The sequence below is a fragment of the Alcanivorax sp. P2S70 genome (assembly GCF_000475295.1).
GTDB lineage: Bacteria > Pseudomonadota > Gammaproteobacteria > Pseudomonadales > Alcanivoracaceae > Alcanivorax > Alcanivorax profundi.
On the sequence record NZ_AXBZ01000007.1, the window covers coordinates 212,061 to 225,862 of the forward strand.

Below are 13,802 nucleotides of genomic sequence, written 5' to 3' on the forward strand. Positions count from 1 at the left end.
TCGTCCGAGGTCACAGTCCTTGTCATTGTTCACTGTAGACAATCGCTGGCAGACTGTGGATATCAAACAAACGTTTGATTGCTGACGATAATCACTATGAGGTTCGGTATGGATTCAGCTCCGTTCGATCTAACACTCACTGAAGAGCAACGTATTACCCGCGAGAACATGCTCCGCTTTGCGCGTGACACGCTGTCACCCGCGGCCAGGGCTGCCGATGATGCCGCCAGTCCTGACGCTGCCCTGGTGGCAGGCATTCAGGAATTCGGTCTGGCGTTGATGCCCATTCCCGAAGCGCTGGGCGGGGTCGGTATGCCGCGTTCCCCGCTTTCCAATGCGTTGGCGTGTGAGGACCTTGGGCAGGGCGACATGTCCCATACCCTTGCTGCCCTGCAGACCATGGGGGTGGTGAATGTGCTGGTCGAAGGGGGTAGCGAGGAACAGCAGGAGCGCCTGTTGCCCGGGCTGGCCAGCGGTGAAGCGGGCCAGGCCGCCGTTGCACTGACCGAGCCCCGGGCAACCTTCGAGCCTACGGAGTTGGCCACCCAGGCAGTGAGTGAAGGTAGTGAGTATCGCCTAAATGGCACCAAGAGCCTGATCCCCATGGGGGAGGCGTGCGGATTGTTTGTGGTTGTGGCTGCCACAGAGTCGGGCCCGGCCGGTTTTCTGGTGTCCAGTGATCTTCCCGGGGTCAGCATCAAGGCCGAGCCGGCCATGGGACTTCGCAGTGCCGCACTGGCCACTCTGGAGCTGCAGGATGTGGCGGTCAGCGAGGCAGACAGGCTCCCGGGCTTTGATTTGCCGCGCCTGCAGGCGTTGTCATGGATCGGGCAGTGTGCCTTGGCGGTGGGGTGCTGCCAGGCGGTGCTGGATTACAGCATTCCCTATGTGAAAGAACGCAAGGCATTTGGCGAGCCCATCGCCTGGCGTCAGTCGGTGGCGTTCATGGTGGCGGACATCGGTATCGAACTGGAAGGCATGCGCTTGTTGATGTTGCGGGCGGCCAGCCGGGCGGAGCAGGGGTTGTCGTTCTATCGCGAGGCCTACCTGGCCCATCTGCAATGCATGGAGAAAGCCATGCAGATCGGCACCAACGGTATTCAGCTGTTCGGCGGAGCCGGCTTCGTCCGTGATTACCCGCTGGAAATGTGGTACCGCAACCTGCGCAGCATTGCCGTGCTGCACGGCAGCCTCGTCGTATAAGGAGACCGACATGATCAATCTCGAACTTCCGCAAAAATTGACCCAGGTGCAGCAAATGGCCCAGCAGCTGGCCAGTGGTGTCTTCCGACCGATCTCCCGCAAGTACGACGCCATTGAGCATTGCGATACCCCGGAAGAGCTCAAGCCGGTGGCGCAGATGATGGCCGCCATGAGTGGCGGCGGCAAAAAAGGCAGTGGCAAAGGCTCCGATGGCATTAAAAACGGGGCCAACATGATGGGGATCATGGGCGTTGAGGCCATGTGCTGGGGCGACGTGGGCTTGATGCTGTCTATCCCCGGGAGTGGTCTGGGTAACGCGGCGATCTCGGCGGTAGGCACTCCGGAACAGAAGCAGCAGTACGGCAAACTCTACTGTGCCATGGCGATCACCGAGCCGGGGGCCGGGTCCGATTCCGCGGCCATCAGCACCACGGCGGTGCGTGACGGCGATGAGTGGATCCTGAATGGCGAAAAGATCTATTGCACGGGCGGGCAGCGTTGCGATGCCGTGGTGGTATGGGCAACCCTGGACAAGGCGTTGGGCAAGGCGGCGATCAAGTCATTCATTGTGCCCCGTGATAACCCGGGCATGAGTTTGGTGCGGGTGGAAGACAAGATGGGCCTGCGGGTCTCGGATACGGCGGCATTGTCGCTCAACGATTGCCGGATCCCGGTGGACCATGTGCTGGGCTCAGCGGAGATCGCCGACACCGAAGAGGCGCGCAAAAAAGCCTTTGGTGGGGTCATGCAGACCTTCGATAACACCCGTCCCCAGGTGGCCGCCATGGCATTGGGGGTTGCCCGTGCCGCACTGGAAATAACTCGTGAAATCTATGAAAAAGAGCAGGTTAGCGCTGATTTCTCGAAACTGCCTTATAACTCCACGGCCCGTGAACTGGAACTGTATCGGCTGGAGGCGGATCTTGAGGCGGCACGACTGATGACCCTGAAAGCGGCCTGGATGGCCGACAACGGTCAGCCCAATTCGAAGGAAGCCTCCATGTGCAAGGCCAAGGCGGGGCGCATGGGCAATGAGGTGACACTCAAATGCGTTGCGCTGTGTGGTGAGCTTGGGTATTCCGAGCGCACCCTGCTGGAAAAGCTGGCCCGTGACTCCAAGATCATCGACATCTTCGAAGGCACCCAGCAAATCCAGCAACTTATCGTGGCGCGGCATCTTCTGGGGTTGTCGTCCAAGGAGCTGAAATAGCTGGCTTCGAACGGGCTCCGCTTGCCGGGTGAGAAAACCGGTTCGTCAGACGTCTGAAGTCGGACGTCTGACGCGAGAGACAGACAACCCGTCGTCCCGAGCAAGCAGGCCCTGAAGCTGTACCCTTGCGAGTCGGGTTGGCGCGTCAGATTGCCGACGTCTGACGCCCGACCAGAGCAAACCACATAAGCGTCCCTGAAATCCGCGAAGAACCTTTGGTTTTCCCTCCGATCCCATTACCCTCTGCGGTACTCATATTCTGGGAGACGGCAGTATGTCCAACAGCCTGGCAGGCAAGATTGTCTGGATTACCGGTGCCTCTTCGGGCATTGGTGAAGCAGTGGCCAAGTCCTTTGCCCGTCGCGGGGCGCGGCTGGTGTTGTCAGCCCGTCGTGAGGCGGAGCTTGAGCGGGTTCGTGAAACCCTGGTCAATGCGCAGCAACATCTGATATTGCCATTGGATCTGGCAGACAGCGGCGCCATGCCAGCCGCGGTGCAGGCCGTGCGCGAGCGCTTCGGTGGGCTGGATATCCTGGTGCACAATGGCGGCATTTCCCAGCGTTCACGCGTGGCAGACACCGATCTGGCGGTAGACCGTCGCATCATGGAAGTGAACTTCTTTGGCACGGTTGCGCTGACCAAGGAGGTATTGCCCTGGTTCCGTGAGCAGGGAGAAGGGCGCTTTGTGGTCATCACCTCCCTGGTCGGCGAGTTGCCCACACCGCTGCGCAGTGCTTACAGTGCCAGTAAACATGCCCTGCACGGTTTCTTTGAATCCCTGCGAGCAGAGGAATACGACAACGGCTTGCGGGTCACCCTGGTGATGCCCGGTTTCGTGCGAACCCAGGTCTCTGTCAATGCGCTCACCGCGGATGGCTCAGCCCAGGGCAGCATGGATGATGCCCAGTTGAGTGCCATGCCGGCCGAAGAATGCGCTGAACGGTTGCTCAAGGCCGTGCAGCAAGGCCGTGATCAGGTTATCATCGCCGGCCGCGAAAAGGCCGGTGTGTACCTGAAACGCTGGTCTCCGCCCCTGTATCGACGACTGATCCGGAAGATGAAGGTCACCTGATGTCAGATAGCCTCGACGCCAAGAAAAAGACGCGCTTCAACAAGCTGCAGAAAAAGCTGCGGCGGGAAGTGGGCCGTGCCATTGCCGACTTCAACATGATCAGTGAAGGCGACAAGGTGATGGTGTGCCTGTCTGGCGGCAAGGATTCCTACACCATGCTGGAAATCCTCCGCAATCTGCAGCATTCCGCGCCGGTAAACTTCGAGCTGGTGGCGGTGAACCTGGATCAGAAACAACCGGGTTTCCCCGAGCACATCCTGCCAGAGTATCTGGAGAAAGAGGGGGTGGCGTACCACATCCTGGAAAAGGACACCTATTCCATCGTCAAGGAGAAGGTGCCGGAGGGCAAGACCACCTGCGGTCTGTGCTCGCGCTTGCGTCGCGGCAGCTTGTATGGCTTTGCCGAAGAGATTGGCGCCAACAAGATTGCCCTGGGTCATCACCGTGACGATATCGTCGAAACCCTGTTCCTGAATATGTTCTACGGCGGCAAGATGAAGGCCATGCCACCGAAGCTGCGCAGTGATGACAACCGCAATATTGTTATCCGTCCGCTGGCATACTGTCGCGAGAAGGACATTGTGGAATTCTCCGGCCTGAAGGATTTCCCGATCATTCCCTGCAACCTGTGTGGTTCCCAGGAAAACCTGCAGCGTCAGGTGATCAAGGAGATGCTGCAAAAATGGGATCGGGAACAGCCGGGGCGGATCGAGAATATCTTTGCTGCGGTACAGAACATTGCCCCGTCCCAGCTGGCTGATACTCGCCTGTTTGATTTTGAACATCTTGAGCAGGGCCAGCAGCGGGGTGGCGAGCAGGCACATCGCCTTGACGTGGTCAACCTTTTCGGTTGATCGCAGACTCGCCAGTCACGCTAAATTATGTCACTAAACATGATTCGTGGCCGCGTTTCGGCTAGAATGCCCACCGATTTTTTCGCGAGCAGCCGTGTCTGGCTGTATTCTCGCAGTAGCACCCCCCGGGCTTGATATGGTTGCCTGATCCGCTCACTGGACAGGCCTGACAATACATTGAGTCAGCACCATGAAAGCGCCGTTTTATTGAAGATTCTCTGGACCAGAAGGGTAGGAGCACCATGACCGATCGTATTCAGAAGGGTAGCCTTGAAATCGCTGCTGAACTCCATGATCTGGTAGTCAACGAGATCGCGCCGGGTACCGGCGTCGACCCGGATCACTTCTGGGGCGAGCTGGAAGCCATCCTCAAAGACCTGGCGCCGAAGAACAAGGCGCTGCTGGAAAAGCGTGAAGCGATCCAGGCACAGATGGATGAGTGGTACAAGGCGCGCAAGGGCCAGGCCATCAACATGGCTGAATACAAGCAGTTCCTGTCCGAGATCGGCTACCTCCTGCCGGAAGGCGATGCGTTCAAGGTGACCACCGAGAACGTGGACGAGGAAATCGCCACTATTGCTGGCCCGCAGCTTGTAGTACCGGTGAAGAACGCCCGTTTTGCCCTGAATGCGGCTAACGCTCGCTGGGGCAGCCTGTACGATGCCCTGTACGGCACCGACGTGATTTCCGATGAAGGCGGCGCCGAGAAAGGCGGTGCCTACAACCCGAAGCGTGGTGCCAAGGTGATCGCCTGGGCGCGCGACTTCCTGGATAACTACTTCCCGCTGGCCAACGGTTCCCACAAGGACAGCACTGGCTACGCGATCGTCGATGGCAAGCTGGTTGTGTCCCTTGGCGGCGAAAAGACCGGCCTGAAAGACGAATCCCAGCTGAAGGGCTTCCTGGGCGACGCCGCGGCGCCCACCGGCGTACTGGTCAAGCACAACAACCTGCATGCTGAGCTGCAATTTGACGCCAGCCACCCGATTGGCGCAGATGACGCTGCCAACATGAAAGACGTGCTGCTGGAATCGGCTATCACCACTATTCAGGACTGCGAAGACTCGGTTGCGGCGGTTGACGCCGAAGACAAGGTCGAGGTGTACCGTAACTGGGCCGGCCTGATGAAAGGCGACCTTCAGGAAAGCTTCGAAAAAGGCGGCAAAACCCTGACCCGCTCCATGAACGGCGACCGTGAGTACACCGCGCTGGACGGCTCCACCCTGACCCTGCATGGCCGCTCTCTGCTGCTGGTGCGTAACGTGGGCCACCTGATGACCAACCCGGCCATCCTCATGAACGGTGAGGAAACCCCGGAAGGTATCATGGACGGCATGGTGACCGTTCTGGCTGCCATGCACGACCTGAAAAAGATCAACAAGCTGAGCAACAGCCGTACCGGTTCCGTGTACATCGTGAAGCCGAAGATGCACGGCCCGGAAGAAGTGGCGTTTGCCGTTGAGCTGTTTGGTCGTGTTGAGAAGGCGCTGGGCCTGGCCGACAAGACCCTGAAAATCGGCATCATGGATGAAGAGCGCCGCACCACCGTGAACCTGAAAGAGTGTATCCGTCAGGCCAGCGACCGGGTGATCTTCATCAATACCGGTTTCCTCGACCGTACCGGCGATGAAATGCACACCTCCATGGAAGCCGGTCCGTTTGCTCGCAAGGGCGACATGAAAGGCATGCCGTGGATCAATGCCTACGAGGCGTGGAACGTGGATATCGGTCTGGAATGCGGCCTGCCGGGTCACGCCCAGATTGGTAAAGGGATGTGGGCCATGCCGGACGAAATGGCACAGATGATGGCCAACAAGGCCGGTCACCCCAACGCGGGCGCAAACTGTGCCTGGGTACCGTCCCCGACGGCGGCCACCCTGCACGTGACTCACTATCATGAAGTGAATGTGGCCGAGGTTCAGGCCAAGCTGGCCAGCCGTGAGCGTGCCTCCCTGGACGACATCCTCACGCTGCCGCTGCTGGACCGTGAATTGTCTGCTGAGGAAATCCAGCAGGAGCTGGACAACAACGCCCAGGGCATCCTCGGTTACATGGTACGCTGGATTGACCAGGGTGTCGGTTGTTCCAAGGTGCCGGACATCAATGATGTGGGCCTGATGGAAGACCGCGCTACCCTGCGTATCTCCAGCCAGCACGTGACCAACTGGCTGCACCACGGCATCACCAACAAAGACCAGGTGATGGAAACCCTGAAGCGCATGGCTGAAGTGGTTGATCGTCAGAACGCCAACGATCCGCTCTACACGCCCATGGCCAAGGACTTCGACGGCTCCGTTGCCTTCCAGGCAGCAGTAGAACTGGTATTCGAAGGCTGCTCCCAGCCGAGCGGTTACACCGAGCCGGTTCTGCACCGTCGTCGCCGTGAACTCAAGAACAGTTAACAGTTAACAGCGGCGCGATCCTGCGCCGTGGTTCTTGAAAGCCTGGAGGCCGCGCCCAGACATTGGGCGCGGCCTCTTGCGTTGTAGAGCCTGACCAGCGCTGCTCGCGCAGCTATTCACTGTTCACTGTTAACTATTCACTGATCTGAACCATCACCTCAATGGGCAGCACCAATGTACTCCGCTGGTGGCTGCTACCGCCTATGCCTCGCTGCTGCCGGGATTGATCAATCTGGATGCTCCCCATGGGGTGCCATTGGCCTGGTGTGACCTGCAGGGTGGTAGCGCTGTGCTGGGTATTGGCTGTGATGTTGCCGGAAACAGTGTCGTGTTGCTGCTGAATACTGAGTACCACCTGGCCGTCCGGGAGGCTTTGCGGGGTGACTTGTATGCCCTGATCAAGAGCGGCCAGCTGGGTTCCGTAGGCGCCGTTCGACAGTGCCAGTAATGTGCCTCGACTGATGCGTGCGGGATAACCGGACAGGGTGCGTATCTGGTAGTGATCGTGCTGCTGCTGTCGGGACTGCTGTGCTCCAATCTGTACCTGTGCGTCGAGATCTCCCTCACGATTGCGGCTCACCGTGCCCTCAAGGGTCTGCTCATTGCCAGTGGAAGAACCGCTGCGCCGCAGATGGACAACAACGGTCGCCGGTTCGGCGTCCAGATTACCCAACACGCCTTGCAGGCTGTGCAGGTTTTCCGCTGTGGTGCGGATGATCAGCTTGCCGCGATAGGCCTGAACTGAACCGCCAGCAGGCAGTAACGGCTCAATGACAGGCACCAGGGCGGCAGCATCAGGACGAGAAATGACATGCATCTCCATGGGCTGGGCCCGCAGTGTGGCGGTCAGGCTTAGCGTCATGATCAGGATCGCAATAGTCAGCAGATTGGGCATGGCGTTGCTCCAAAGGGGGCCTGATATCAGGGTGCAGGACGCCAATGCATTGTGAAAGTGAAAATCCATCTGTGACGCCATTCACGGCCGGGATGAGGACTGCCTCTGCGGGGTGAACCTGAGCCACTGTTGAACGGCAAATGGCGTCGGTGCCGTTATATCGGCCTATCTGCTGCCGCGACAGAATCGGTGCTGCCTGTCGGGAACCTTGTGTGTTTTCCGGGGCGGGTCGGGGCAGCCTGAGCCCGCATTGGCAGTGTAAAGATAACGGCTGATGGCTTGGGAGAGCGATCGGGCAGGGCTGCCCCGCACATTTATCGATCGAAAGGGACCAATAATGAAAATCCATGATCGCGTTACAACGAGGAATATCTCCACTCTGCTTCGCGCGGGTTCAGCCCTGGCGGGGCTGTTGCTCAGCGCTGCCGTATTGGCCGGCAATGGCAGTGACCCCCTGGCCCCGTATGAGGAAGACGGGCCCTATACCACGACCCGTCATTCAGGCGGCCTTGGCTGTACCATTTATCGCCCTCGCAACCTGGGTAGCAACCACCCATTGATTGTCTGGGGCAACGGCACCGGTGGTACCCCCACGACCTACGGTTCTGGTCTTGAGCATTGGGCGTCATGGGGCTTTGTGGTGGCGGCGGCCAACACCAGCAATGCCGGCTCCGGCGATGAAATGCTCGATTGTATTGATTACCTGCAGAACAGCAGTTACGCAGGAAACATTGATTTCAGCAAGATCGGTGCGTCCGGGCATTCCCAGGGCGGCGGCGGCACGATCATGGCAGGTCGCGATGCGCGTATTACAGCAACCGCCCCGGTGCAACCGTACATCCTCGGTCTTGGCCACCAGACTTCATCCCAGTATCAGCAACATGCGCCTATGTTGCTGTTGTCCGGCTCGCTGGACACGCTGGCAGGACCGACGTTGAATCAGGCGCCGGTATTCAGCCGTGTAGACGTGCCCGTGTTCTGGGCGACGCTCAACGGCGCCAGTCACTTTGAGCCGGTGGGAGACTTCGGGGACTACAAAGCCATGACCACTGCCTGGTGGCTGTATCAGCTCAGCGGCGACAGTGACGCGGCCAGCCTTTTCACTGGCGCTTGCTCTGCCTGTGGGCTCTCTGATTGGGACGTAGAACGCAAGGGGCTGTAAAGCCCAACGGTCACAGGCAATCCTGGTGGTTGCCTGTGACGACACTGCCCCCGGAATTGCCATGCTGATTTGTTCGCATTGTGGTGCTAGCCTTGATCCCTTAGCCGCCTCGTGGAGGCCTCGGCCGCCGTGTTGTGGTGTGCTGCCGGGCAGTCATGAGCATCACAACAAGAACAATCTCCGGGAGTCTCCGATGGATCTGGACCCCAACAGCGGGCTGGTTCCCCTTCATCGTCATCCTCTGGGTTTTATCGAGGCATTCTGTCATCTGGGAGCACCGCTGGAGCGTCTCCTGGAAGGGACCGGTTTATCCGCCCCTATGTTTGAGATGCAGGAGGTGATGATCAGCTACCGGCAGTTCCAGCGACTTCTGTATAACGGCATTCATCTGTGCCAGAGGCCGGGTCTTGGACTCGCGGTGGGCATGCACTTTGACTGGAGTTACTGGGGGCCGGTGGGGTATGTCGTCCACTGCAGCCCCAGTTTGAAACACGCCGGCGAGGCGTTTCGCCGTTATCTGGTTACGGCCCAGCCGTTATTCGCCGAACATGCGGCACAACCGAATGCCTATCTGGACGCGGATGGGCGCATTGTCGAACCCATTGATTACATGACGGGCAGTGATGATGACCCGTTGATGCGTGACTTTATCCGTGAATGGCGCCTCGCCATCACGTTGCGAATCTGGGATCAGTGTGGCAACAAGTCGGTGGCAGATCCTTCTCTGCATGTCCGTCTTGGTTTCCCTGAACCCGCGGATCGCCGCCCTTATGAAATTCTCCCCTGTGACAGCCTTACCTTTGGGTGTCAGGAATACGCTATTTCTGCGCATATGGACTATGTGTTTCAGCGCTTTCGTCCGTTTCGCAAACGGGCTTTTGAAAAACTGATCCGGGAATGCGAACGGGAGCTGACCCACAGGGTGGAGGCGGTGACGTTTACCGAGCGGGTGTTCTGGCACGTGCGGGCCTATTTTCGCCCGGATCTGGATTTGAATGCGGTGGCACGCCAGATGCGGCTGACGCCCCGTAGCCTCACCCGCCGGCTAGCCTGCGAGTCCGCTTCCTTCCGCAAGATTCTCTATGAAGTGCGGATGGAAATTGCCAGCCATCAGCTGCGTCATTCGAGTCTCGACGTGGATGAGGTGGCGGCACTGGCCGGGTTTTCCTGTGGCTCCAGCCTGCGTCGGGCCGTTAAAGGCTGGGCGGGAATGACCGTCAGTGAGATGCGTAATCAGGAGGGGATAGGTAGTCGGGGCAACCTGACATGACCTGGCGGGTTATTCAGGCGCTGCTACTGGTGACGCTGTCGGCAGCGGTGTCAGTGTTGTTGTTCTTCGCGGTGAGTGAAGGGAAGGGGGATGGCCGCAGGCTGGCGACCCATGACCCTGGCGCTCCGGTCGTTCAACCCCGCGCTGAACTTGCCGACAGTCGCCGTGCGGGTTCGACCGTCGCCTTGCATCCACAGCAGCCATCCGGGCGGCTGGATAGCCCATCGCAGCGGCGTTGGAGCGAGCAACAGGTGGAAGCGACCCTGGCGGGGTTGCCGGTGGATGAGCAGGGCAACCTTCAGCCAGGGCGCGAGTTACGTGCTGTACTGGATACCGTTTTCCTTGGTGGCGATGCGTCACTCACCTTGGCTGAGCTTGCCTGGCTGCAACAGCAGGTCATCGCGGTCATGCCTGACACCGCCGGTCGTCAGGCTGCTGACGTGATGGAGCGTTACTTTCACTTCAGCAATATGTACCGGGATCTGTCCGGCAGTTTCCAGCAACGCAGTGGGGTAGAAGCCCTGGCCAGCGGGCAGCAGCAGCTGGCACGTCTGCGGCGCGATTATCTGGGGGAGGCGTTGGCCAATGCCTTGTTCGCGGACGAGGAGCGCATGGCTCGCGTCACCTTGCACAACATGCGGACCCAGATGAATACCCGGTTGGACGACACCGAAAAAGCAGAGCAGTGGCAATGGCTCACCGGGGAGCCGGCCGACCGCGAGAGCGATGAGTAACTTTTTCGCGCCTTAAGGCCACCACCAGTATCAGACCAGCAAGCGCGAGACAGAGCGCTAAAAAGACGTTGGGGTAGCGACTGTGCAGGGTCGGGCCATGGGAAGGGATGGGGACCTCGGCGAGGTAGGCCGCTTCTGTGCCGTAGGGGCTATAAACCCAGGGGCGACCATCAGCGAGAAAGACACCGGAAGGCCCGTTGTTGATCACATGCAGAGCGGGGCGGCCGGTCTCCACGGCACGCAGGGCTGTGGCACGCCAGTGTTGCCAGGGTTGAGCCGTGTTACCGAACCAGGCGTTGTTCGACACGATGACCAACAGTTGCCGGTCGGCTCCCACCCGGCTGGCATCGGCGACCAGTGAGGGGAACATGACCTCGTAGCAGATCAGCGGTATGAGCTGAGTGTCGGTACCGGCGATCGGGAACCCGGCAGGCTGGTGGCCAGCGGCAATATCACTGAAAAATCCGCTTAACCATTGTCTGGCCCAGCGGGACCTGTCAGGCAGGTACTCCAGAAGGGGCAGGTATTCACCAAAGGCAACCCGTTTCTGTTTCCGGTATCGGCCGGCCTCGAGGCCACTGGCCGACACCCAGGCCACGGCGTTGAGCTGCCTGCCATCCGCTACCTCAATGCCTTGCAGTAAGAGCGGGGTGCGCATCGCTTTTGCGGCGCGGTGGATGGCCTGTCGAACCCGGGGCTGCTGAAAATAGGCACTGAAACCGGTCTCCGGCCAGATGATCACCTCGGCGCCCTCCACGGCCAGTTGCCGGGACAGGGCCAGTGATCGCGGGTCGCTATCGGTGTATCCCGGTGTCGATGCGCGGGTCTCACCTGCCGGCCCATTTTCCTGCACCCACCCAACCCTGAGGCGGGTGCCCGGCGGGCTGGCACTCAGCAACACCACTGCGCCATAGCCCAGCCAGAGGACGATCAACAGGCCGCTCACCACCTGGTGGATCCTGTCGCGCCGTGGTGTCGCCGAGCGGGGACGCAGGGACTGATAGAGCAGGGCGTTAGCCAGTGCGATGATCGCATCCAGGCCATGCACCCCGGTAAGACTGACGCCTTGAATGGCGACGATGAAACGGCTCTGGGTCTCCCCTAACTGGGCATTGAAGAGGGTGGGAAAACCGGCAAAGGCCAGTGTAACGATCACCGGGAAGATCAGCAGGCAAGGCCAGCCAGTGCGTTGTTGCAACCCGAGGTACACCACAGACAGCAGCGCCAGCTGCAATGCGCCATAACCCCAGAACAGCGCAGCGATCAGAGCGGTGATGACGGTCCCGGCATCCCACAGCGCCTCAATAAAATGCAGTACCCAGTTTGCGGCAATCACCTGAAAGACGATCCCTGCCACCAGACCGCACCGCCACGCTTGCCTGACAGGCCTGGGGGAAGGGGAATGCAGTGCCATCAGCAGTGGTACAAAAGCCACCCAGACCAGTAAATACAGGGAACCAAAGGTGAAACCGAGGCCCAGTAGTGCCCCGGCCAGCAGTGACAGGCCAAGGGGGGTGGGTTTGACTGGTCGCAATGCCATCAGGGCATATCCTGCTGCAGGGCTGCCTGCATCAGGTTGTGTTGTCTGAACAGGGAGGATGCGTGCTCCCCGAAATGGTCCGTTTGCAGTTGTTGCCGGGCTGGCAGGGCGATTCCGGGTTGTTGGGCAATGGCGACCTGATAGTTTTGATACTGCTGCCACAGGCGCTCGATGGCCGTCGCTGTCTCAGCGGAGAAAGTGCGCACCAGGATAGCGTAGGTGCGGGCCTGTTCGTCCGGGGTGAGCGGCCGGTGCATGGCCTGGGTCGCATGTTCCAGTGCGACCAGGGTGCGGGTGTCATAGAGCAGCGCCCCCTGTTTTCCTACTGGCAGGTACTGGATCATCTTCTGCAGGGCAGGCCAGTAAGCGGGATTGTCAGCGTTGGGCCATCGCGGCAAGGTGTGGGTTTGTTCTGCTTTGGCCTGACTGCTCCACTGACTCAGCAACACCACCGACAACAGGCTGCTTGCCAGAAGCGTGCAGATGAGCACACAGATCAGCAGGCGTAGCCCACGGTTGTGGACAGCGTGTCGGCTTGACTGGCGGCGGGATTCCATTCGCATTCCGTGTCGTCTGATGGCAAAAGCGGGCTCGAAGAAGCCGGCGAAAGATGCCGAAAAAGGGAAAGACTAGGCCCCCGTCGGGCAAATGGCTGTCACATGGGCTGCCTGATTACGTCCATTGCGGCCGCTCGGGTTATCGGCGGGCTCGGTGGCAGGCATAATGCACTGCCCGTTATCGCGATCTCAGCCGCAGGAGCGCCATGTTCGCCAACAGCCGTACCGTGACCAGCAATCAAACCGGGCAGCACCAGGATCTCGCCCTCACGGTCAGGAAGCATCTTGATCACCCGTGGCAGGCACCGGTGAGCTCTCATGACCGGCAGGCCTTCCATCAGCTACAGACCTGGCGCGATGAGAATGGGCCTGGTCACCCTCTGATGCTGGACTCCGGCTGCGGGACGGGGCGTTCCTCTGTGGCGTTGGCGCTTTCTCAGCCACAAGCATTGGTTGTCGGTGTGGATCAATCGGAGGCACGGCTTGGCCGGGCGCTGACGCGGTTTTCTCCGCTGCCTGCCAATCTGCTGTTATTGCGGGCGGACTGTGCCGGACTGTGGCGGTTGCTGGCGGAGCAGGACATCGCCGTGGCGCGTCATCAAATTCTCTACCCCAATCCCTGGCCGAAGAGCGCCCATCTCAAACGCCGTTGGCATGGCCACCCGGTGTGGCCCTGTCTGCTGGCCATGGGAGGAGTGCTCGAATACCGCAGCAACTGGCGGGTGTATCTGGAAGAAGTCGGTAGTGCGCTGGCAATGACCGGCGTCAGCAGCGAACTGCAGGCGCTGCCTGAGCAGACATCCCCGCTGACGGATTTTGAGGAAAAGTACCAGGCCAGTGGGCAGCCCTTGTGGCGTCTCACGGCAACACTTTAAGTTAGGGAACCTCTGAATAACTCCTTGC

General features: G+C 59.8%; 12 protein-coding genes. 9 read left to right on the forward strand and 3 right to left on the reverse strand.

Going from position 1 to position 13,802, the window contains the following annotated elements:
• Nucleotides 1–108 precede the first annotated feature (108 nt).
• The 5 genes from Q672_RS20815 to Q672_RS20835 all read left to right on the forward strand — a co-directional run bounded on the left by Q672_RS20815 (nucleotide 109) and on the right by Q672_RS20835 (nucleotide 6,741).
• On the forward strand, nucleotides 109–1,203 hold the full coding sequence (locus Q672_RS20815) for an acyl-CoA dehydrogenase family protein (RefSeq protein WP_022984355.1): 1,095 nt from the start codon (nucleotides 109–111) through the stop codon (nucleotides 1,201–1,203).
• Nucleotides 1,204–1,213: 10 nt separating this feature from the next.
• Nucleotides 1,214–2,413, forward strand: a complete 1,200-nt coding sequence (locus Q672_RS20820; protein ID WP_022984356.1) for an acyl-CoA dehydrogenase family protein — start codon at nucleotides 1,214–1,216, stop codon at nucleotides 2,411–2,413.
• 274 nt (nucleotides 2,414–2,687) lie between these two features.
• Nucleotides 2,688–3,485, forward strand: coding sequence for an SDR family oxidoreductase (locus Q672_RS20825; RefSeq protein WP_022984357.1), 798 nt, complete (start codon nucleotides 2,688–2,690; stop codon nucleotides 3,483–3,485).
• On the forward strand, nucleotides 3,485–4,339 hold the full coding sequence (ttcA, locus tag Q672_RS20830; RefSeq protein WP_022984358.1) for a tRNA 2-thiocytidine(32) synthetase TtcA: 855 nt from the start codon (nucleotides 3,485–3,487) through the stop codon (nucleotides 4,337–4,339). Before Q672_RS20825 ends, ttcA begins: the two co-directional genes overlap by 1 nt.
• Nucleotides 4,340–4,581: 242 nt before the next feature.
• Nucleotides 4,582–6,741, forward strand: a complete 2,160-nt coding sequence (locus tag Q672_RS20835) for a malate synthase G (protein WP_022984359.1) — start codon at nucleotides 4,582–4,584, stop codon at nucleotides 6,739–6,741.
• A gap of 133 nt (nucleotides 6,742–6,874) precedes the next feature.
• Here the strand turns inward: Q672_RS20835 and Q672_RS20840 are convergent, their stop codons facing one another.
• Nucleotides 6,875–7,636: a hypothetical protein gene (locus tag Q672_RS20840; protein ID WP_031226011.1), complete on the reverse strand. Its 762-nt coding sequence runs from the start codon at nucleotides 7,634–7,636 to the stop codon at nucleotides 6,875–6,877.
• 337 nt (nucleotides 7,637–7,973) lie between these two features.
• On the opposite strand from Q672_RS20840, the gene Q672_RS20845 reads away from it, so the two are divergent.
• From Q672_RS20845 to Q672_RS20855, 3 genes are all read left to right on the forward strand, one after another.
• Nucleotides 7,974–8,798 carry a poly(ethylene terephthalate) hydrolase family protein gene (locus Q672_RS20845; protein ID WP_022984361.1) on the forward strand — a complete coding sequence of 275 codons (825 nt, stop codon included), beginning with the start codon at nucleotides 7,974–7,976 and terminating at the stop codon, nucleotides 8,796–8,798.
• Between the two features lie 193 nt (nucleotides 8,799–8,991).
• Nucleotides 8,992–10,068 carry an AraC family transcriptional regulator gene (locus Q672_RS20850; RefSeq protein ID WP_022984362.1) on the forward strand — a complete coding sequence of 359 codons (1,077 nt, stop codon included), beginning with the start codon at nucleotides 8,992–8,994 and terminating at the stop codon, nucleotides 10,066–10,068.
• Nucleotides 10,065–10,802 (forward strand): lipase secretion chaperone, encoded by a 738-nt coding sequence (locus Q672_RS20855; protein ID WP_022984363.1) that lies wholly within the window; start codon nucleotides 10,065–10,067, stop codon nucleotides 10,800–10,802. Before Q672_RS20850 ends, Q672_RS20855 begins: the two co-directional genes overlap by 4 nt.
• On the opposite strand, the gene lnt is transcribed toward Q672_RS20855, so the two are convergent.
• Nucleotides 10,765–12,342, reverse strand: coding sequence for an apolipoprotein N-acyltransferase (gene lnt, locus Q672_RS20860; RefSeq protein ID WP_022984364.1), 1,578 nt, complete (start codon nucleotides 12,340–12,342; stop codon nucleotides 10,765–10,767). The two genes, Q672_RS20855 and lnt, sit on opposite strands and share 38 nt — an antisense overlap.
• The gene (locus Q672_RS20865) at nucleotides 12,342–12,899 is read right to left on the reverse strand and encodes a hypothetical protein (RefSeq protein ID WP_022984365.1); all 558 of its coding nucleotides are present in this window, start codon (nucleotides 12,897–12,899) and stop codon (nucleotides 12,342–12,344) included. The genes lnt and Q672_RS20865 overlap by 1 nt, the downstream gene beginning before the upstream one ends.
• Before the next feature lie 206 nt (nucleotides 12,900–13,105).
• Between Q672_RS20865 and trmB the strand changes: the two genes are divergently transcribed.
• Nucleotides 13,106–13,774, forward strand: a complete 669-nt coding sequence (trmB, locus tag Q672_RS20870) for a tRNA (guanine(46)-N(7))-methyltransferase TrmB (RefSeq protein ID WP_022984366.1) — start codon at nucleotides 13,106–13,108, stop codon at nucleotides 13,772–13,774.
• Nucleotides 13,775–13,802: the final 28 nt, after the last annotated feature.

Bases quoted from the DNA above. Each gene is read 5' to 3' on its own strand.
- Q672_RS20815 (WP_022984355.1), top strand. From the start codon at position 109: ATGGATTCAGCTCCGTTCGATCTAACACTCACTGAAGAGCAACGTATT.
- Q672_RS20820 (WP_022984356.1), top strand. From the start codon at position 1,214: ATGATCAATCTCGAACTTCCGCAAAAATTGACCCAGGTGCAGCAAATG.
- Q672_RS20825 (WP_022984357.1), top strand. From the start codon at position 2,688: ATGTCCAACAGCCTGGCAGGCAAGATTGTCTGGATTACCGGTGCCTCT.
- ttcA (WP_022984358.1), top strand. From the start codon at position 3,485: ATGTCAGATAGCCTCGACGCCAAGAAAAAGACGCGCTTCAACAAGCTG.
- Q672_RS20835 (WP_022984359.1), top strand. From the start codon at position 4,582: ATGACCGATCGTATTCAGAAGGGTAGCCTTGAAATCGCTGCTGAACTC.
- Q672_RS20840 (WP_031226011.1), bottom strand. From the start codon at position 7,636: ATGCCCAATCTGCTGACTATTGCGATCCTGATCATGACGCTAAGCCTG.
- Q672_RS20845 (WP_022984361.1), top strand. From the start codon at position 7,974: ATGAAAATCCATGATCGCGTTACAACGAGGAATATCTCCACTCTGCTT.
- Q672_RS20850 (WP_022984362.1), top strand. From the start codon at position 8,992: ATGGATCTGGACCCCAACAGCGGGCTGGTTCCCCTTCATCGTCATCCT.
- Q672_RS20855 (WP_022984363.1), top strand. From the start codon at position 10,065: ATGACCTGGCGGGTTATTCAGGCGCTGCTACTGGTGACGCTGTCGGCA.
- lnt (WP_022984364.1), bottom strand. From the start codon at position 12,342: ATGGCATTGCGACCAGTCAAACCCACCCCCCTTGGCCTGTCACTGCTG.
- Q672_RS20865 (WP_022984365.1), bottom strand. From the start codon at position 12,899: ATGGAATCCCGCCGCCAGTCAAGCCGACACGCTGTCCACAACCGTGGG.
- trmB (WP_022984366.1), top strand. From the start codon at position 13,106: ATGTTCGCCAACAGCCGTACCGTGACCAGCAATCAAACCGGGCAGCAC.